Origin of the sequence: Streptosporangium sp. DT93, assembly GCF_049844535.1 — a bacterium.
Taxonomy (GTDB): domain Bacteria; phylum Actinomycetota; class Actinomycetes; order Streptosporangiales; family Streptosporangiaceae; genus Streptosporangium.
On sequence record NZ_JBNCLF010000021.1, the window covers coordinates 83,553 to 102,995 of the forward strand.

Sequence of the window (19,443 nt, forward strand, 5' to 3'; positions counted from 1 at the left end):
GGCCACCAGGGTGTCCCGGCCGCGCTGTGCGGGTCCAGTTCACGTTTGTCGGTTCCAGCGTAAGCTGAGCCGATGCTCGATGTCCGCCGCCTGCGCCTGCTGCGCGAGCTCGCCCTGCGCGGCACCATCGCCGCCGTCGCCCAGGCGCTCTCCTTCAGCCCCTCGGCGGTCTCCCAGCAACTGGCCGTCCTGGAACGCGAGGCGGGCGTGCCGCTGCTGGAGCGGACGGGACGACGGGTGTGCCTGACCCCCGCCGGGCGGAACCTGGCCCGTCACGCCGAGGTGATCCTGCACCGCCTGGAACAGGCCGCGGGCGAACTGGTCGACGCCCGCCACGGCCTGGCCGGCCCGGTGCGCGTCGGCACCTTCCCGACCGCGGCCCGGGCGATCCTCCCGGCAGCCCTGATCGCCCTCGCCCGCGAGCACCCCGGTCTGGAGCCGATGATCTCGGAGATCGATCCGGCCGGCGTCGCCGACGCGCTGCGGGCCGGCGACCTGGATCTCGCGCTGATCCACGACTACGACTTCGTCCCCCGGGCGGCCGAGCCGGGCCTGGCCACCCGGCCCCTGTTCGAGGAGCCGGTCTATCTCGCCTCGGCCGCTCCGTCGGGGACCCCCGGCGGCCGGACGATCGCCGGCTGCGCGGACCTGCCCTGGATCACGGCGATCCCGGGCACGGCCTGCCACGCGATGACCGTCCGGGCCTGCCAGGCCGCCGGCTTCCTCCCCCGCGTCCGGCACCACGTCGAGGAGTTCGCCACCGTGCTGGCCCTGGTCGCCGCCGGGCAGGGAGTCGCGCTGGTCCCGCGGCTCGGCGCGGTGAACCCGCCGTCCGGCGTGGTGCTGACCCGGACGCCGATCCGCAGGCGGACCATGACAGCCCACCGCGCCGGGGCCGACGCGCACCCCGCCGTCGCCACCGTCACCGCCGCACTGCGCTCCGCGGTCCCCGCGGAGCTAGCTCACGGGGGTGGGATCGAAACAAGCCCGCTCTCGTAGGCCGCGATGACGAGCTGGGCCCGGTCGCGGGCGCGCAGTTTGGCCAGCAGGCGGCCGATGTGGGTCTTGACCGTGCCGACGGTCAGGTGAAGGTGATCCGCGATCTCGGAGTTGGACATCCCCGTGCCGACGAGGGTGAGAACGTCCTGCTCGCGCTGGGTGATGTCGCCGAGGATCCCCCGGGCCGGGGCGGGCCGGGGCTGTCGGAGGACGTCGGCGATGAGCCGCCGGGTGACGGTGGGCGAGAGCAGCGCCTCACCCGAGGCGACGACCCGGACGGCGGCCAGCAGCTCGGTCGCGGTCGCGCTCTTGACGAGGAACCCGCTCGCACCGGCCCTGAGCGAGGCGTACACGTACTCGTCCTGGTCGAACGTGGTGAGGATCAGCACCCGGGCGCCGGCGGCGGCCGGGTCGGCGCAGATGCGCCTGGTCGCCTCGATGCCGTCCATGTCCGGCATCCGCACGTCCATCAGGACGACGTGGGGCCGTCGCAGGCGGGCCAGGAACACGGCCTCGGAGCCGGTGCCCGCCTCCCCCACGGTGACCATTCCCGGCGCGGTGTCGATGAGGACCTTGAGGCTGTCGCGCAACAGGACCTCGTCCTCTGCGAGCAGGACCCGGACGGGCTCCGGCTCGCGCGGGAGCGGATCACGCGGGGAGGGATCCCGAGGGGTGGCGCCGGTGGTCATTCCGGGGTGCCGTTCGGGTCGTAGGGCAGTCGGGCCGCCACGCGGAAACCTCCTTCGGGCCGGGGGCCCGCGCCGAACGTGCCCCCGTACATCCTGGCCCGTTCGCGCATGCCGATCAGACCGTGTCCTCCGGACCGGCCGTGGTCCGCGCGTGGCGGCACGCCGTGGCGGGAACCGTCGTCGACGACCTCGATCACGGCCGCCCGCCCGTCGATCTCCACGGTGACCGCGCAACGGGTGGGCCCGGCGTGGGTGACGACGTTGGTCAGGGCCTGCTGCACGATCCGGTACACCGACAGCGCGACCCCGGCGGGTGGCGCGCCCTCCTCGCGGACGGACAGCTCCACCTCGACCCCGGCCGAGCGGGCGTGCGCGGCCAGCTCGGGCAGGTCCGCCATGCCGGGAACGGGCGCGGGGGCCTCCCGCGGGTCGCCCTCGGAGCGCAGCAGGCCCAGCACCCGGTGGATCTCGGCGAGCGTGCTCCGGCTGGTCCGCTCGATGACGGCCAGCGCGGCGCGCACCTCCTCCGGGCGGTCGTCGGCGACGTGGTTGGCCACGGTGGCCTTGACGGCGATCAGGCTCATGCTGTGGCCGATGACGTCGTGCAGTTCCCGGGCGATGCGCCTGCGCTCGTCGGTCACCGCGGCCTCGGCGAGGTGGTGGACGAGGCGGGCGGTCGTGTCCCGCTTCCAGCGCACGACCGTCCCGGCGGCCCACGCGACGGCCAGCAGCACACCGGTCACGCCGATCTCGATCGGCCAGTACGGCGGCATCTCGCTGGGTGTGACCGCGGGCGCCAGGCCGGGGAGGACCCGGTCGTAGAAGACCAGGATCGCGGACGTCGCGACGAGCGCGCACGCCGCCAGGCCCGCCGCCGACCACACGGCCGAGGCGGTCGTGGCCACCACGTACAGCACGAGCACGGCCGGTGTGAACGACAGCCAGATCGCGCCCGCCGCGACGGCACCGGTCACGGTGAACAGCACGCCCGCGGCGCACGCCCACGCGAGCATGACGCGTGGCCGGTGCCGCCGCAGCGCGACCGGGAGGCCCAGCACGGCCGCCACCGGCCACGCCGACCAGGCGGGCCACGACGGCGACGGGCCCGGCGGGTCGACGATGGCGTACCCGACGAGCAGCGCCACGACGGCCGCCGTCGCCACGTCGGCGACGTGCCTGCCGGCGAGCCGCCTCCATGTCCGGTTCATGCCGGAAAGCTATCGCCCCGAAGGGGCGTCCCGCGTCTGCCCAGGGTCGGACATCGGCCTCTGCCCTGGGTCGTACCCGCGGCTCGCGCGTCACCGCAGAATCCGACCGGAGCCGGACGCGCCCCCGCCACACCGCCCGTCACGATGACGAGGCACCCGGCGGACCGAGCCGGGACGCGCCGGAAAAGCGCCGGAAATCGATGAGACGGGCGGAACGACATGAGCACTGGGCTTCGCGGGCGGATCACCCGATGGCGGCGGGCCGGCGCCGACCGGCGGGCCGCCAACGCCGCGGCCGGCCGGGAGCGGCGGCCTCCGTTCCCGGGACGGTGGGTGAGCGCCGCCGGGCTCATCGGCGGCCCCCTCCTGATCATGACCGGGACCGTCCTGCGCTCCCCGTTCCACTACTTCGTCCCTCAGCAGCTCGCCGCCTACGCCCGTCATCCCGAACTCGTCACCGCCGCCTACGTCTGCTTCGCCTGCGGGTTCATCCTGCTGTTCCCGGCGATCGTGACGCTGGCGCAGCGGATCGCCGCCACCAGCCCGCTGTGGGGGATGTGGGGCGGCTGCCTGGTGATCCTGGGCCTGTTCACCCGGACCTTCCAGTTCGGCACCGACCACCTGGCCTTCCACATGACCGACAGCCTCGGACTGCCGGTCATGCTCGGCGCGATCGACGACTACTACCTGGCCTGGCGGGACACGCGCTGGCACCCGTTCCGGGCCCTGTCCGGGCCGGCCTTCCTCGGCTGGGTCGTGCTGGCCGTCGGCGCCTACCGCTCCGGCGCCCTGGGACCGGGGCGTTCGATCGCGCTCGGCCTGATGTCGGCGCTGGCGCTGGGGACGCTCAAGGGCACCGAGCCGCAGTCCTTCGTCGCCGTGGGCGGCCTGTGCGTCGCGCTCGTCCCGCTGGGCGTCTCCCTGCTGCGCGACGGCCCTCTCCCGAGCAGGCGTGCCATGGTGTGGGTCGTGGTCCTCGTCGCCGGGCACATCCTCGGCAACCTCTACGGCCCCAGGGGGTGACGGCTCCCGTGCCGTGCGGCCCCGGACGGCACCAGGTCGCCTGGAACCCCGGCCCGGGACGGCACGAGGTCGCCCGGGGCGCCGGCCCCCGGACGGCGAGAAGCCGCCCGGCGGGACGGTGTCCCACCGGGCGGCTCTCGTCAGGGGCCGCTCGCCCGGGAGCGGGCGGGGCCGTCCGGCCCCGCCGCCCCGCTCAGCCCTTGGCGAGCAGCGAGCGCAGCACGTACTGCATGATGCCCCCGTGCCGGTAGTAGTCGGCCTCCCCGGGGGTGTCGATGCGCACGACGGCCTGGAACTCCTTCTCGCCCGCCTTCACCGTCACGGTGGACGGGACGCCGCCCTCGTTGAGGGCCACGACGCCGGTGATGTCGAAGGTCTCCTCACCGGTCAGGCCCAGCGACGCCGCGGTCTCCCCCTCGGGGTACTGCAGCGGCAGCACGCCCATGCCGATCAGGTTGGAGCGGTGGATGCGCTCGTAGGACTCGGCGATGACGGCCCGGACGCCGAGCAGTGCGGTGCCCTTGGCGGCCCAGTCGCGCGAGGAGCCGGAACCGTACTCCTTGCCCGCCAGGACGACCAGCGGGATCCCGGCGGCCTGGTAGTTGGCCGAGGCCTCGTAGATGAAGGACTGCGGCCCGCCCTCGGCGGTGAAGTCGCGGGTGTAGCCGCCCTCCACGCCGTCGAGCAGCAGGTTCCTCAGCCGGATGTTGGCGAAGGTGCCGCGGATCATGACCTCGTGGTTGCCCCGGCGCGAGCCGTAGGAGTTGAAGTCCTTGACCTCGACGCCGTTCTCCTTGAGGTAGTCGGCGGCCGGGGTGCCGACCTTGATGGCGCCCGCCGGGGAGATGTGGTCGGTGGTGACCGAGTCGCCCAGCTTGGCGAGGACCCGGGCCCCGGAGATGTCGGTCACCGGCTCCGGCTCCGGCGGCATGCCGTCGAAGTAGGGGGCCTTGCGGACGTAGGTCGAGTCCGGGTCCCACTCGAAGGTGTTGCCGGTCGGGATCGGCAGCGAGCGCCAGGTCTCGTCGCCCTTGAACACGTCGGCGTAGTCGTGCAGGAACATCTCCTGGTCGATCGAGGAGGCCACGACCTGCGCGATCTCCTCGGGGGCCGGCCAGATGTCGGCCAGGAACACCGGCTCGCCGTCCGAGCCGGTGCCCAGCGGCTCGTTGTTCAGGTCGATGTCCATGGTGCCCGCGAGGGCGTAGGCGACGACCAGCGGCGGCGAGGCCAGGTAGTTCATCTTGACGTCGGGGTTGATCCGGCCCTCGAAGTTGCGGTTGCCCGACAGCACCGCGGTGACCGCGAGGTCGTTCTCCTGGATGGCGGCGGAGATCTCCTCCTGCAGCGGGCCGGAGTTGCCGATGCAGGTGGTGCAGCCGTAGCCGACCAGGTTGAAACCGATCTTGTCCAGGTACGGCTGCAGGCCCGAGCGGTCGAAGTAGCCGGTGACGACCTGCGAGCCCGGGGCCAGGGAGGTCTTGACCCACGGCTTGCGGGTCAGGCCCTTCTCGACCGCGTTCCTGGCCAGGAGCGCGGCGCCCATCATGACGTACGGGTTGGAGGTGTTGGTGCAGCTCGTGATCGCGGCGATGGTCACCACGCCGTGGTCGATCTCGAAGGTGGTGCCGTCGGCCAGCGTCACCGGCACGACCTTGTGCGGCCGGTCGCCGTCGAGGTCGGCCGCGTTGGGCTTGTCCCCGTTGGTCTGGCGGGAGACGGCCGGCGGGTCGGAGGCGGGGAACGACTCGCCGGAGGCCTCGTCCAGCGGGCCCTGCACGCTGGAGACGTAGTCCTTGACGGCCGCGCGCCAGGCGCGCTTGGCGTCGGCGAGCGCGATGCGGTCCTGGGGGCGCTTGGGGCCGGCGATCGAGGGGACGACCGTGGCCAGGTCCAGCTCGATGTACTCGGAGAAGACCGGCTCCTCGGCCGAGGGGTCCAGCCACATGCCCTGGGCCTTGGCGTAGGCCTCGACGAGCGCGACCTGCTCGGCGGGGCGGCCGGTCAGCGTGAGGTAGTCGGTCGTCTGGCCGTCGATCGGGAAGATCGCGCAGGTCGAGCCGAACTCGGGGCTCATGTTGCCGATCGTGGCGCGGTTGGCCAGCGGCACGCTGGAGACGCCCTCGCCGTAGAACTCCACGAACTTGCCGACGACGCCGTGCTTGCGCAGCATCTCGGTGATCGTGAGCACCAGGTCGGTCGCGGTGGCGCCGGCCGGAAGCTTGCCGGTCAGCTTGAAGCCGACCACGCGCGGGATCAGCATGGAGATCGGCTGGCCGAGCATCGCGGCCTCGGCCTCGATGCCGCCGACGCCCCAGCCCAGGACGCCGATGCCGTTCTCCATGGTGGTGTGGGAGTCGGTGCCCACGCAGGTGTCGGGGTAGGCGGTCAGGACGGTCTCGCCGTCCCGCTCGACGTCGCGCGTCATGACCACGCGGGCCAGGTGCTCGATGTTGACCTGGTGCACGATGCCGGTGCCCGGGGGGACGACCTTGAACTCGTCGAAGGCCGTCTGGCCCCAGCGCAGGAACTGGTAGCGCTCGCGGTTGCGCTCGTACTCCCGCTCGACGTTGCGGCGGAAGGAGTCGGCGCCGCCGAAGAAGTCGACGATGACCGAGTGGTCGATGACCATCTCGGCCGGGGCGAGCGGGTTGATCCTGGCGGGGTCGCCGCCGAGGTCGCGGACGGCCTCGCGCATGGTCGCCAGGTCGACGACGCACGGGACGCCGGTGAAGTCCTGCATGATCACGCGGGCCGGCGTGAACTGGATCTCCACGTTCGGCGCGGCGGCCGGGTCCCATCCGGCGATCGCCCGGATGTGGTCCGCGGTGATGTTCGCACCGTCCTCCGTGCGGAGCAGATTCTCCAGAAGGATCTTCAGACTGTACGGGAGACGGCCCGACCCCTCCACGGCGTCCAGCCGGTAGATCTCGTATCCCGCGTCACCGACGCGGAGCGTGTCACGGCTGCCGAAGCTGTTCGCGGACACCGTTCGCCTCCTCATCACCCTGATGTCTGGCGCGCCGGCACATAAGGCGCAATTGAATCCTGCCGCACCGCCTGAGTGCCCATAACGGTTAGGTACGCCTAACTTCCTGGTCACCGACTGGTCGCAGCGGATGTCTCGATATCAAGATATCCCCGAAGTATCTCGACATCAAGTTACTACCCGGTACGGTCAGAGCGGGGCGAGGCGGAGGTACAGCAACCCGAGGACGACGACCGAGAGCGCCGGGCCGAGGAACTTCTGCTCGAAGGCGCGGCCCGTCTTGATCCCGATCTTCCAGGGCAGCAGCCATTTCCTGCGGATCGGCCAGAGCACCGGGCAGCCCCGCTCCGTGCAGCAGTCGCCCGCGACATGGGTCAGGCACCCGATCGCCACCGCCAGCCCCAGCCAGGCGTATCCCACGTTGTCGCTGCGGAAGACGATGAACAACCCGCCCGTCATGCCGATGTTGAGCATCGCCGAGGCGAACTTCTTGCCCGGGATGGCGATCCCCACGGCCCGCAGCGACAGGCCGATGAGCAGGATCACCATGATGTCGCGGCCGAGCGGGTAGGTGTTGGCCAGGTAGTGCGTGCCGAAGCCCGCGGCGACCGCGAACGCCAGCGAGTGGGTGATGTTGCGGTGCCCCCCGGCCAGCCAGGACACCGCCTTGCTCAGCGCCCAGGTGACCGGCCCGAACGTCTGCGCGATCGTCGCGCTCGGATGGTCGAGGTCGGGCAGCATCGCGGCACCGGCGCAGATGATGGTCCCGGCGACCAGCTCGGCCGGATCGAGCGCGTTGACCATGACCCCGGTCTCGATGAACCGGGAGGTCTCGGTCAGCAGCGGGAACGCGGCCAGCGCGGGCGCCACGCCCAGCCAGACGATCGCCCCCGTCAGGGCGTGCGTGTGCCCCATCATCGCCCGGACACCACCATGGTGATCATCCCGAGTGACCGTACGTCGGGTTCTCCCCCCGGTGGAGGACCGTGGTGTGCAGCGTCCCCGGCGTGTCGCGCGGGCGGGACCGCCCGGACACGCGGGTGCCGATCGTTTCCGTCCGATTCCCCTGCCGCCCGAGGGCGACGATCGTCCGCTTCGATCTCCCCGTCCCTTCACGAGATGTGCCTGCCCTGGCATCTTCCTACGAACGGAGAACGGATGGAACGCGCCGTTGGTGCCGGAAACCTCGGCGGGAACGCCGTTCCGGCCGCGAAAAGGCCACGAAAAGGCGGGGAAGGGCCGTCGGAGCCCGGGGTGGGACGCGGGCGCGCGGGACCCCGGAAGAGATCATCAAAGCGGGATCGTGAAGGTGGGGTTCTCAAGGGCCGGGAGGAGGTCACCGGCGGGCAGGACCCGGGCCGACACGGGTCTCACCTGGGAAAACAACAGACGGGACCGTTCCGCACCGAAAGCACCCCCCAGCCCTTCCGGCACGGAACGGATCCCGTCTACGTCCTTTGTAACGTGCCCATCTCAGTGCTTGTTCCGGAATCCGGCAAGAATTCCGTGATCTGCCTCACTTATACGCTGGGCATCGGCGATCTCACCGTCGGTGACGACGCGCAGGAACGGGACGAGCGGCAGCACGGCAAGGGCCGCGAAGACACCGAAAGCCCAGGTCAGGCTGGTCAACTCGGCGATCACCCCGGCCAGCGCGGCGCCCACGGGCAGCGTTCCCCAGCTCAGCAGGCGGCTCGCGGCGCCGTAGCGTCCCAGCAGCCGGTCCGGGACGACCGTCTGGCCCAGGGTACGGCTGTTCACCGTCCAGAGCGTCCCGCCCAGGCCTCCGAGGAACGCGGCCGCGCCGACCGCCCACGCGGCGGGGAACACCGCCGGGACGATCATCATGACGACGGTGAAGACGATGTCGGTGAAGAGCGCCCAGCGGATTCCCAGCAGGCGGTTGACCAGGCCCACGGCCACCGCGCCGAGCAGGCCGCCCAGGCCGATCGAACTGATCAGCAGCCCGTACCCGGACGCGTCGAGCCGGAGCACCTGCGTCGCGTACGAGGGCAGCAGCGCCAGCCAGGCGCTCCAGCAGGCCGACAGCACGGCGATGGTCAGCGTCATCGTGCGGAGCAGGCGGTGGCTCCAGAGGAAGACCAGCCCCTCGGCCATCTCCGCCCGGACCCGTCCCGGCTCACGCGCGGGCGCCCCACCGCCCGTGTCCCCGGCGTCCCCGGCGTCCCCGGCACCCGTGGCACCCACGGCGGCCAGGGCGTTCCCGCCGCCGGTCCCCGGGACGTCCCGGCTCCCGGTGTCCGTGACGTCCGGGGGGACGGACGCGCGGAAGCGTCCGGCCAGCAGGGCCAGCAGCACCGCTCCGAAGGCGAAGGCCACGGCCGACGAACCCAGCGCCAGGGCCGTTCCCACCCCGACGAGCAGACCTCCGACGGCCGGGCCGGCGAACTCGTTGGCGACGGTCTCGCTCCCGGCGATCCACGCGTTGACGCGCCCCAGCCGGTCGCGTGGCACGGCGGCGGGGATCATCGCGCCGACCGAGGAGTTGGCCACCACCTCGGCGATCCCGATGGTCAGGCCCGCGAGGTAGATCAGGGGCAGCGACAGCACGTCCGCGCCGTAGGCCGCCAGCAGGACCAGTGCGGCGCCGAGCCTGACCAGGTTGGCCCACGCGGCCAGTCTCCTGCGGTCCCCCCGGTCGACGAGCACCCCGACGTGGAGCGAGGCCAGGAGCCACGGGAGCGTCAGGGTGAAGCCGACCCCGGCGACCAGGCCCGGCGAGGCGGTCAGGCCGACGGCCAGCAGGGGGAGCGTGATCTTCGCCACTCCGTCGGCCAGGTTGGTGGCCGCCGTGAACCCCACGAGCACGACCTCGTTACGCCGCATGCAACACCACCTATCGTCTTTTGATGGTTGCATCCTACGCATGCGGGGGTGCGCCGTCGATCGTTCTCACCCGGCCGTACGCGAGGCGTCAGGGGCGGGCACGAGAGGCGGGAGCGAGGCAGGGGCGGGGCGGAAGGGGCGCGGCAAGGCAGGGGCTGGGGCGGGGCTGGAGCGGGGGTGGGGCGGGACCGAGCGCCGCCGGGCGGAGCGGGACCCGCCTACCGGCGGGTGGGCGGGCCGTTCGCGGTGACCGGCGTGCCGGTGGCCCCGGTGGCCCCGGTGATCCCGGTGATCCCGGCGAGCCGCAGCTTGGACTCGTCCGCGCTGCCGGGCACGGTGGTCATGACCACGATCTTGCACTCGGAGTCGCCGTCGCCCAGCACGTCGCAGTCCACCGCGATCGGTCCCACCGAGGGGTGCTCGATCGTCTTGTGGTCCTCGCGGTGGGCGGCCACCGTGCCGTTCGCCCACAGTTCGGCGAACCGCCGGTTGCCCGCGCTCAGCTCGCGGATCAGCCGCGCCAGACGCGCGTCCCGGGGGAACCGGCCGGTGGCGCGGCGCAGGTCGGACACGACGGCGACGTCGGTGGCCTCGCTGTCCAGCTCGCTCACGGGCCAGCGCGCGAGGTGGACGGGGCCCGCGTCCACCGGGAACCTGTCACGGGCGAAGTTGCGCAGCCTCGGCGGCGACGACGAGGGATCGCCCAGCAGCGCGGCCCAGCTGCGGTTCCACCAGATCAGCTGCCAGTCCGCCGCGAACACGGCGACCGCGACGTCCCCGAGGCGGGTGAGCACGCGGTGGACGCCGGGTGAGACGTGGTCGGAGATCGCGCCGTCCGCCGGCGGTACCAGACGGGCCAGCCGGTACAGGTGGTCCCGTTCGGCGACGGTCAGCTGCAGGGCACGGGCGAGAGAGGCGATCACCTGCGCCGAGGGCGTCGTGGCCCGCCCCTGCTCCAGGCGTACGACGTAGTCGACCGACACGCCGGCGAGCTCGGCGAGCTCCTCCCGGCGCAGCCCGGTCGCGCGGCGCGCCCGGCCCACCGGCAGCGCCGCCGCCGACGGGGGCAGCCGATCCCGCCAGGTGCGGATCATCGCGCCCAGCCCGGCTCCCGGTGTCGTGGTCATGGCATCCATCCTGCGCCATCCCGGTCCTCGCGGACGAGGCCGACGGTGGTACCGGCGTTCCTACCGTCGAGCCCTCCCTGTCACGTTTCCGCAGGTGGGGCGAGACTGAGAGCATGACAGTCACCTTCATCACCGGAGCGAACAAGGGTCTCGGCTACGAGACCGCCCGCCGTCTCGTCGAGCTCGGCCACACCGTGCTCGTCGGGGCCCGCGACCCCGAGCGGGGCGCGCGGGCCGCCGCCGAGCTCGGCGCGCGGTTCGTCCACATCGACGTGACCGACGACGCGTCCGTCGACGCCGCTGCCGCCGACGTCGCCGATCACGAGGGCTCGGTCGACGTCCTGATCAACAACGCCGGTATCGCCGGCCCTCACGCCGATCCCGCCACCCTGACCGGCGCCGACGCCCTCGGGGTCCTCGACGTCAACCTCGTCGGCGTGGTGCGGACGACCACCGCCTTCCTGCCGCTGCTGCGCCGGTCGGCCGATCCGGTGATCGTCAACGTCGGCAGCGGGCTGGGCTCGCTCGCCATCACCCACGACCCGTCGCGGATCGAGTCCTCGGTGATCGCGCCGCTCTACACCGCCTCGAAGGCGGCGCTCACGATGCTGACCACCCAGTACGCCAAGGCGCTGCCGGACGTCCGCGTCAACGCCGTCGATCCCGGCTACACCGCGACCGACCTCAACGGCAACAGCGGTCCCCAGACCGTCACCGAGGGCACGGACGCGATCGTCGGCCTGGCGACCGAGAAGCCCGGCGCGCGCTCCGGGCGCTTCGTCGACCGGACCGGGGAGATCGCCTGGTCCTGACCCCACCACCGGCGCCACCGGTGCCGCCGGTCGCCGCCCCCGTCTGGCCCGCCTTTCGGAGGCCGGACACTCCGCGAGCACCGTCGCGCCCGGCCGATCGCGTCACGGTGGCGGATCGGGCGGCGGGCCGGGCATGCCGACTCCGGCCGGCCGCGTCACGTGACGGACCAAGCGGTACACCGGGCATGTCACCTCCGGCCGGCCGCGTCATGTGAAGGACCGAGCGGCACGCCGGGCATGCCGACTCCGGCCGATCCATCACCTCCCCCTCGTTCGGACGCCTCTCACCCCATTTCAGGACATAGGGTTGCCTTCAGAATGTTCTCGATATATCTTTGAAGCATCGAGAACGATCGAAAGACGATCGCGACATGGGGGTAGACATGACATCAGCGGCATCGGGCGGCCCGTGGGCGGGCCTCGGCCCCGACGAGATCAAGCGCGAGCTGAAGCGCGCCGCCAAGGAGGCCTGGCGACAGGCGGCCTCCGGCTGGGAGGGCGGGTCGCGCCACGACGCGCACCGCCACCACTCGCACCACTCGCACGAGCACGCCGAGGACGGGCCGCGCGAGCACCGGCGGCGCGGCCACCGCGGCCCCTTCCCCGGCGGCGCGTTCCCGTGGGACCTCCCCCGGGGCGGGTGGGGGCGCCGGGGCCCGTTCGGCGGGGGCGGCCCGCCGTTCGGCCGCGGCCGCAAGGCGAAGCGCGGCGACGTCCGCGCGGCGATCCTCGCCCTGCTGACCGAGGCCTCCTGCAACGGCTACCAGATCATCCAGGAGATCGAGCGGCGCAGCGAGGGCGGCTGGAAGCCCAGTCCTGGCGCGGTCTACCCGGCGCTCCAGCAGCTCACCGACGAGGGCCTGGTGCTGGCCGAGGAGAACGAGGGACGCAAGACCTTCAGCCTCACCGACGCCGGGCGCGCCTACGTCGCCGAGCACCCCGAGGAGGTGCGCGCGCCGTGGGAGGAGATGACCCCCGACGTCGACGACAGCACCTGGGAGCTGATGGACATCACCCGCCAGTCGGGGTTCGCCATGCTCCAGATCCTGCAGACCGGCAGTGACGCCCAGATCCGGGAGGCGAAGCAGGCGCTGGTCGAGACGCGCCGCAAGCTCTACCAGATCCTGGCCGACGGCGACACCGGCGAGGAGTGACCCGCCATGACGCCCCGAGAAGGACTGCGCATCGGAGACGCCGAGCGTGAGGCGGCGATGGAGTTCCTGCGCGAGAACTACGCCCAGGGCCGCCTGACCCGCGAGGAGCTCGACGAGCGGCTCGAAGTGGCCCTGTCCGCGCGGACGAGCGGTGATCTGGCCCTGGTGGGCGCCGATCTACCCGGCCCGCACACCTCCGGAATCGGGAGCGCGGAGGACGCCGGGCGCACCGGCGGGGCCGGGGCTCCATGGGATCCCGAGGGGCCGTGGGCGTGGGCCGCCGGACCGTGGGGACACGGCCGGGGGCCGGGCGGGCACGGCTCCCGGCGACGGGAGGGCCGGCACCCCTGGGGCGGCCACCACGGCGACGCCTGGAAGCATCACCGCGCGGCCGCCGAGTACCGCCGCCGCAAGGGGCGGGGCGGGCCCCCGATCCCGCCGCCGCTGATCCTGCTGCTGGTGGCCGGGGTCGTGTTCACCGGGTTCGGGGTGCTGAAGGTCCTCCTGGCGATCGCGCTGGTGGCGACCGTGGTGGGCCTCGTCCGCCGGAGGCGGGGGCACCGGGAACACCGGCGTGCCCGTCTCAGTCCTCCAGGAGCTTTCTGAGCGACTCCAGACCGGGCAGGTAGATGGAGTCGCGGATCATCGCGGCGGTCGCCTCCGCGTCGGCGGCGTCGGCCTCGAAGACCCCCGTCCACTCGACGAAGGCCCGGTCTCCGTCGGTGACGGGGGTGACGGTGATCGTCCCGGTGTAGCCGCTCAGGCCGAAGACGGACTCCACGATCGCGTACACCTGCCTGCGGGCGGCGTCGTCCAGGGCGACGAGCCGCTCGCGGGCCATCACCTGGCCGTCGACCTCGATCCTGCGTACGCAGCCGACCTGGGCCGGATCGAGACCGTCCTCGATGACGGCCGGGGGCATGCCCTCGAACCAGGCGTCCATGCGCCCGAAGTCCCTCAGCAGCGCCCACGCCTCGTCGGCGGACGCGCCGATCACCGTACTGACCGTCACCTGTGGCATCCTCGCCCCTTCCGATCACTCACGTCTTGATCATCCGTCACCAGAGTGCCTCCGGTTGGGCGCCGGGGCAATGGCCGGGCCACGGTCCGCCGGAGAGGACGTCGCGGATGCGCCGCATCTCCCCCGCGATGCCGTCCAGCGTCCAGTGCGCGTTCAGGCCGCTCGGGTTGGGCAGGACCCAGACCGCGGCGCCCCCGATCCGGGACGGCTGCGGCCCGATCACCGCCTTGGGCACGCCGAACGCCTGCCGGTAGGCGGTCACGCCCGCCACCGCCAGCACCCGCGGCCCGACCTCGGCGACCAGCGCCGCCAGCCTCTCGCCGCCCTCGCGGAACTCCTCGGCGGACAGCTCCGCCGCCTGCGCCGTGGCACGCCGCACCACGTTGGTGATGCCCAGCCCGTACGAGGGGAGCAGGTCCTGTTCGGCCGGGGAGAGCAGGCGGGGCGTGAAGCCGGAGCGATGCAGCGCGGGCCAGAAGCGGTTGCCCGGACGGGCGAAGTGGTGGCCGGTGGCGGCGGAGTACAGGCCGGGGTTGATGCCGCAGAAGAGCACGTCCAGCCGGGGGCCGAGCACGTCGTCGATCGTCCGGTCGGCGGCGGTCTCCAGCTCGGCACGGCTCGGCCGCCGGGCTCGCGGGCCGGGACTCTCACGAGGCCGGCTCTCACGAGACGGACCGTCGTGAGACGGGCTCTCGCGAGACGGACCGTCGTGAGACGGGCTCTGATGAGACGAGCTCCCGTGAAGCGGGGTCCCGGTGGGCGGGCCGGAACTCCCGCGGGAGGAGCCGGAGGTCTCGTGAGAGGAGTCGGAAATCTCGTGAGGCGGCACGCGCCGGAGCTACCCCCTCTTCCCGGGCTTATGTCCTCACGTCCCTTCGCCTCCCGGGCACGGGCGTCACGGAAAAGGACGGGCGAACGACGGAGGCGGTACGTCGCATTCGTCCATTCACCGCCATTAATGACTGCGGGCCGGAATTGACGCTCGTCATCGGTCGTCAATGGCGATGCCGGTCATTTCATTTCCACCACGGAGCGCACGGCCCGCCGGTGACGGCGGTGAATCATTCCGTGCCCCGTGAGGGGAGTGTTCCCGCGGGCGGCGTGCGATGCGCCGTGCCGGGCTCCCGGGACCGCATCCCGAACAGGAAGCGGGTGAGCCCGGCCCGTCGCACCAGGAGGTCGTAGGCCAGGACCATCAGGAGGGACGAGCAGGTCGCGATGACGACGTACTTGACCGCGATCGGCGCCTGCCAGCGCACCACCTGGTAGGCGACCGCGACCACGATGGGCTGGTGCAGCACGTACAGGGGCAGTACGGCCTCGGCCAGGTAGCCGCGCAGGCCGCCCCCGCGCGGGGAACGGGGTGCCGGAGGAACGTCCGGACGGACACCTGAACCGGCATCGGCATCGGCATCGGCATCGGGGCGAACGCCGGAGGGACGGGCCTCGGTGGAACGGGCTTCCGGTTCGGCACCGGGATGAGCGTCCGAAGCGCGGGCGGCCGGGTCGGCGCCGGGGTGAGCGTCCGGGGCGCGGGCACCGGAGGGGACCCGGTCCAGGAGGCCGACGATCGTCAGCATCCAGCACCATCCGGCGGCGCCGTACAGTGCACGCCCGAGGACGGCGAGCGGCGCCGAGGTCGTGAAGGCGTCGTCCCCGGCGGACAGGAGCACCGGCACCCCGGCCGCGAACAGCGCCAGCCCGCACGCGGCGACCACGCGCAGGTCGCGGCGCACCGCCCGGCGGAAGCGCTCGTCGGCGGCGAAAGCGAACCCGTAGCAGAAGAAGAGCAGGTACGCCCACCGGCTCCACCCGGCGTACTCCTCCTCCAGCCCGAGGAGCATGCTGATCAGGGCCAGCGGCAGGGCGGGCAGCAGCACCGCGCCGCGCACGCGGGTGAGCCCGGCGATCCGCGCGCCGAGTCCCGGTGACGGCGACGGCAGCCACCGCACCGCGAGCGCCAGAAGCAGCGAGAACGTCAGCAACAGGACGAGGAACCACAGGTGCCCCGTCTCGAAGTACTCCCCCTGCAGGACGAACGGGAACTGGGCGGGGTCGAACTCGATCCGGAAGAACCTGGGCAGGAACTCCAGGTACGACTCCCGGTGGGTGGGGTCGGCACGCAGGCGCAGCCACTGCGGCACCGGGACGATGGCCACCGTGGCGAACACCAGCGGCACGGCGATCCTGCGCAGGCGCTCTGCGGCGTAGCCGGCCGGGCCGCGGCGGCCCAGCGAGTGGCGCGCGGCCAGGCCGGCGAGGTAGAACAGCAGCGGCATCGCCCACAGCACGCCCAGCACGCTGATGACCATGGTGAGGCCGGTGGTCTCGGCGTTCTTGACGTAGAAGTCGTCGCGGGCGTCGAACACCAGCGCCGTGTGGAAGAGCACCAGGCCGGCCACCACCACGACGCGCAGAAGGTCCATCTCCCCCCGGCGCCCGGTAGCGGCCCCGGCCGGAGGAACGGCCCCGGTTCCTCCGGCCGGAGAATCGGTCGCGGGCCCTGCCGCGGTCCCGCCCTCAGACCCGGTAACAGGACCAGTCGCGGGCCCGGTAGCAGGACCGGTCGCGGGCCCGGTCGGGGGTAAGGTCATGGCCGGCCCTCCGGCGGGAGCGAGCGTCTGCGGGCCGTGTGGACCGCCGTGACCACGGCCAGCACCGCGGCGGGGCCGAGCATGTCCTTGGGCCAGAACTCCAGCGGGCACGCCTCCACCACGCTGGCCACGCCCCAGGCCACGACGTTGACCGCCAGGATCGCCCCCCACACGATCCACAGGATCCTCAGCCACCGGGACACGTCCCGGCGGACCGGTGGCGGGCTCTGCCGTCGTTCGGCGGGCAGGTCGGCGAGCAGCACGGCCAGTTCGCCGCGGGTGGTGGCGGACAGCGCCCGGCCCACCCGGTCGTCGAACTCCGGCATGTCGAGACAGCCCTCCTCGACGGCCAGCCGCAGCCGCCGGGTGGCGGTCTCCCGGTCGTCGTCCGACGCCCGTACGTCGCCGTGCTCGGCCATCTCTTACCTCCTGTGGGGGCTACAGGGCCGTCTCCGCGGCCTCGCGGGCCAGGAAACGGTCGATCTCGGCGAGTTCCCCGGCCGGGAGGTCGCGTTCCGCGCGCCGCCGCTCCGCCGCCGCGCCCAGGTGGGGACGGGCCGCCGCCGGGTCGACGCCGTCGAGGAAGGCGGCGAGCAGGTCGGCCCGCTCTGCCGCCAGCGGCGGGTCCACGATGGTGGCGGTGGCCAGGATGAGCCAGGTGCACGCGACGTCCACGGCGGGCGTGCCCCGGGCGGCGTTGGCCCAGTCGATGACCCTCGGGCCGTCGGCGGTGAGGAGCACGTTGCCCGGATGCAGGTCCAGGTGGAGCAGCCGGTTCCCCGGACGGCCGACGGCGGCCTGCAGCCAGCCGGGCGACCGCACGGCCGACAGCTTCCGCAGCAGGCCGGCCAGGAGCACGCCGTACTCGGCCGCCCGGCTGGGGGCGCGGACCGCCTCCTCGATGAGGCTCGGCCCGTCCACGTGCTCCATGAGGATGTCGGGCCCGTCCGCGTCGAAGATCTCCGGGGCGGGGAAGCCGTGCCGCCGCACGTGCCGCATCACCGCGGCCTCGCGTTCGAGGCTGCGGCCGTCACGCGAACGGCGGACGACCCTGCCGGGCCCCGCCTCGAAGATCTCACAGTCGTAGCCGGCGACGATCAACGATCCAACCTGCATGCCTGTCAGGTTAGGCGGTAAAACCGGCCCGTCAATACGCCGATGCGGTGACCGTTTCTTACGGTAACTACCTGCCAGCGAGAGAGGCGGTATTTATCGCTAACGTGAGTCGAACATGGATTCATTCCCCGCTCACCTGTTTATTCCATTAATTATGGGGAGGTGACACGTTGCTGGTAGCAACCGATCTCGTCAAACGTTATGGCGACATCCAGGCACTCGACGGATTCACTCTGAGCGTGGCGGCCGGAGAGATCGTCGGCCTCCTGGGGCACAACGGCGCGGGCAAGACGACCTTCGTCGAGATCGTGTCGAACCTGGTCCGCCCGGACGGCGGCAAGGTGACCATCGACGGCAAGCCGCCGGCCGCCGTACGCGGCCGGATCGGCGTGGCCCCCCAGCACATCGCCCTGTACCCGTCGGCGACCGTACGCGAGCATCTGGAACTGTACGGCAGGCTCTCGGGGCTGCGCGGGGCGGCGCTGCGCTCGGAGATCGAGGACCTGGCGGTCGTGCTGCGGCTCACCGAGCTCATGCACAGGCGGGCCGGCAAGCTCTCGGGCGGCCAGCAGCGCCGCGCCCAGGCCGCCACCGCGCTCGTGCACCGGCCGGGACTGCTGCTCCTCGACGAGCCCACCGCGGGCGCGGACCTGGAGACCCGGCAGGCGATGCTCGACGTCGTCAAGCAGCGCGCCGGCGAGGGCGCCGCCGTCGTCTACACCACCCACTACCTGCCCGAGCTCACCGAGTTGCAGGCCACGATCGCGGTGGCGCGCGGCGGCCGGGTCATCGCCCGGGGCTCCTACGAGGAACTGGCCAGGGACCTGCCGGGCGAGGTGCGGGTCACGCTGGAGGGCGAGGAGGAGATCAAGATCTCCACCCCGGACCCGGCGGCGACGCTCATCGACCTCCTGCACAGCACCAAGCGCCCGATCAGCTCGGTGGACGTGCGCAACCCGTCCCTGGACGACCTCTACCGATCCCTGGCGGTCCACGATGCTCCTTGACGCCCCGCGGCCCGGCATCGACGTACTCGGCACCGTGAACCGGATCGGCGCGCTGGCCCGGCACAACCTGATCCTCCGGCTGCGCGACCCCGGCCAGATGATCAGCTACGTGGCCATGCCGATGGTGCTCATGCTGGTGCTGCGGCCCCTGTACGTCAGGGCGCTGGACGCCGGCGCCACCCAGGTGGCCACCGGCCTGATGGTCATGTTCTCCGTCTTCGCGATCTCCCTGGCGGGGAACGCGATCCTGTCCGAACGCACCTGGCGCACCTGGGACCGGCTGCGGGTGAGCCGCGCCCCGGCGGCCGAGCTGCTCGTCGGCAAGACCCTCCCGCTGTTCGGGGTGATGGTCACCCAGCAGTCGATCCTGCTCGTGTACGGCTGCCTGGCCATCGGGCTGCCCGTCCCGCCCAACCCGTTCCTGGTGTTCGGGGCGATCCTGATCTGGGCGTTCGCGCTGCTGGCGATCGGGGCGGCGCTCGCCACGCTCGTGCGCAGCCACGGCGAGCTCAGCGTCATCACCGACGTGGGCGCGCTCACGCTCAGCTCGCTGGGCGGGGCGCTGGTGCCGCTGAGCCTCATGCCCGCGTGGGCGCAGGCGGTCGCGCCCGCGTCACCCGGTTACTGGGCCCTGAACCTGATGCAGTCCGCGGTCTCCGGGAACCTGGCGGGCACGTTGCGCCCGGCGGCCGTACTGCTGGTGATCGGCCTCCTGGCGGGCACGTTCGCCGCCCGCAGGCTCGCACGCGGCTGGGGCCGCGGCGGGCTGATGTGAACCCCTGACGTGACCCCCTGACGTGAGCACCCGACGTGAGCACCGACGTGAACACCCGATGTGAGCACCGACGCTGACGTCC

18 protein-coding genes are annotated in these 19,443 nt (G+C 72.5%); 7 read left to right on the plus strand and 11 right to left on the minus strand.

The annotated features are described in order from the left end of the window. Positions 1-72: 72 nt before the first annotated feature. Positions 73-999 (plus strand): LysR substrate-binding domain-containing protein, encoded by a 927-nt coding sequence (locus ACLQ2R_RS33140; RefSeq protein WP_425965324.1) that lies wholly within the window; start codon positions 73-75, stop codon positions 997-999. On the opposite strand, the gene ACLQ2R_RS33145 is transcribed toward ACLQ2R_RS33140, so the two are convergent. Next, a complete protein-coding gene (locus ACLQ2R_RS33145) occupies positions 963-1,688 on the minus strand; it encodes a response regulator (protein WP_425965326.1) in 726 nt (241 codons plus the stop codon). The two genes, ACLQ2R_RS33140 and ACLQ2R_RS33145, sit on opposite strands and share 37 nt — an antisense overlap. Further along, complete coding sequence (locus tag ACLQ2R_RS33150; RefSeq protein ID WP_425965328.1) at positions 1,685-2,896, minus strand: histidine kinase; 1,212 nt, start codon at positions 2,894-2,896, stop codon at positions 1,685-1,687. The genes ACLQ2R_RS33145 and ACLQ2R_RS33150 overlap by 4 nt, the downstream gene beginning before the upstream one ends. A gap of 219 nt (positions 2,897-3,115) precedes the next feature. On the opposite strand from ACLQ2R_RS33150, the gene ACLQ2R_RS33155 reads away from it, so the two are divergent. Then, a complete protein-coding gene (locus ACLQ2R_RS33155) occupies positions 3,116-3,919 on the plus strand; it encodes a hypothetical protein (protein WP_425965330.1) in 804 nt (267 codons plus the stop codon). Positions 3,920-4,112: 193 nt separating this feature from the next. Here the strand turns inward: ACLQ2R_RS33155 and acnA are convergent, their stop codons facing one another. The 4 genes from acnA to ACLQ2R_RS33175 form a co-directional block, all read right to left on the minus strand. Beyond that, positions 4,113-6,923 carry an aconitate hydratase AcnA gene (acnA, locus tag ACLQ2R_RS33160; protein WP_425965332.1) on the minus strand — a complete coding sequence of 937 codons (2,811 nt, stop codon included), beginning with the start codon at positions 6,921-6,923 and terminating at the stop codon, positions 4,113-4,115. A gap of 174 nt (positions 6,924-7,097) precedes the next feature. Continuing rightward, positions 7,098-7,826 (minus strand): metal-dependent hydrolase, encoded by a 729-nt coding sequence (locus ACLQ2R_RS33165; RefSeq protein ID WP_425965334.1) that lies wholly within the window; start codon positions 7,824-7,826, stop codon positions 7,098-7,100. Between the two features lie 555 nt (positions 7,827-8,381). Continuing rightward, positions 8,382-9,755 (minus strand): MFS transporter, encoded by a 1,374-nt coding sequence (locus ACLQ2R_RS33170; RefSeq protein WP_425965335.1) that lies wholly within the window; start codon positions 9,753-9,755, stop codon positions 8,382-8,384. Between the two features lie 218 nt (positions 9,756-9,973). Next, the gene (locus ACLQ2R_RS33175; protein WP_425965337.1) at positions 9,974-10,882 is read right to left on the minus strand and encodes a helix-turn-helix transcriptional regulator; all 909 of its coding nucleotides are present in this window, start codon (positions 10,880-10,882) and stop codon (positions 9,974-9,976) included. Positions 10,883-10,995: 113 nt separating this feature from the next. Between ACLQ2R_RS33175 and ACLQ2R_RS33180 the strand changes: the two genes are divergently transcribed. From ACLQ2R_RS33180 to ACLQ2R_RS33190, 3 genes are all read left to right on the plus strand, one after another. Further along, positions 10,996-11,694 carry an SDR family NAD(P)-dependent oxidoreductase gene (locus ACLQ2R_RS33180; protein WP_425965339.1) on the plus strand — a complete coding sequence of 233 codons (699 nt, stop codon included), beginning with the start codon at positions 10,996-10,998 and terminating at the stop codon, positions 11,692-11,694. Between the two features lie 383 nt (positions 11,695-12,077). Further along, positions 12,078-12,848, plus strand: coding sequence for a PadR family transcriptional regulator (locus ACLQ2R_RS33185; RefSeq protein ID WP_425965341.1), 771 nt, complete (start codon positions 12,078-12,080; stop codon positions 12,846-12,848). Between the two features lie 6 nt (positions 12,849-12,854). Continuing rightward, positions 12,855-13,454 carry a DUF1707 SHOCT-like domain-containing protein gene (locus ACLQ2R_RS33190; RefSeq protein WP_425965343.1) on the plus strand — a complete coding sequence of 200 codons (600 nt, stop codon included), beginning with the start codon at positions 12,855-12,857 and terminating at the stop codon, positions 13,452-13,454. On the opposite strand, the gene ACLQ2R_RS33195 is transcribed toward ACLQ2R_RS33190, so the two are convergent. The 5 genes from ACLQ2R_RS33195 to ACLQ2R_RS33215 form a co-directional block, all read right to left on the minus strand. Beyond that, on the minus strand, positions 13,432-13,860 hold the full coding sequence (locus ACLQ2R_RS33195) for an SRPBCC family protein (RefSeq protein WP_425965345.1): 429 nt from the start codon (positions 13,858-13,860) through the stop codon (positions 13,432-13,434). The genes ACLQ2R_RS33190 and ACLQ2R_RS33195 overlap by 23 nt on opposite strands. A 46-nt stretch (positions 13,861-13,906) precedes the next feature. Beyond that, the gene (gene mug, locus ACLQ2R_RS33200; protein WP_425965379.1) at positions 13,907-14,452 is read right to left on the minus strand and encodes a G/U mismatch-specific DNA glycosylase; all 546 of its coding nucleotides are present in this window, start codon (positions 14,450-14,452) and stop codon (positions 13,907-13,909) included. 478 nt (positions 14,453-14,930) lie between these two features. Beyond that, positions 14,931-16,295, minus strand: coding sequence for an acyltransferase family protein (locus tag ACLQ2R_RS33205; protein WP_425965347.1), 1,365 nt, complete (start codon positions 16,293-16,295; stop codon positions 14,931-14,933). Positions 16,296-16,459: 164 nt separating this feature from the next. Next, on the minus strand, positions 16,460-16,882 hold the full coding sequence (locus ACLQ2R_RS33210; protein ID WP_425965349.1) for a DUF1707 SHOCT-like domain-containing protein: 423 nt from the start codon (positions 16,880-16,882) through the stop codon (positions 16,460-16,462). Between the two features lie 19 nt (positions 16,883-16,901). Beyond that, complete coding sequence (locus ACLQ2R_RS33215; protein ID WP_425965350.1) at positions 16,902-17,579, minus strand: phosphotransferase; 678 nt, start codon at positions 17,577-17,579, stop codon at positions 16,902-16,904. A gap of 170 nt (positions 17,580-17,749) precedes the next feature. Between ACLQ2R_RS33215 and ACLQ2R_RS33220 the strand changes: the two genes are divergently transcribed. Together ACLQ2R_RS33220 and ACLQ2R_RS33225 are read left to right on the plus strand one after the other, a co-directional pair. Beyond that, positions 17,750-18,586 (plus strand): ABC transporter ATP-binding protein, encoded by an 837-nt coding sequence (locus ACLQ2R_RS33220; RefSeq protein WP_425965351.1) that lies wholly within the window; start codon positions 17,750-17,752, stop codon positions 18,584-18,586. Beyond that, positions 18,576-19,361 carry an ABC transporter permease gene (locus tag ACLQ2R_RS33225; RefSeq protein WP_425965353.1) on the plus strand — a complete coding sequence of 262 codons (786 nt, stop codon included), beginning with the start codon at positions 18,576-18,578 and terminating at the stop codon, positions 19,359-19,361. The genes ACLQ2R_RS33220 and ACLQ2R_RS33225 overlap by 11 nt, the downstream gene beginning before the upstream one ends. The last annotated feature ends 82 nt before the right edge of the window (positions 19,362-19,443 follow it).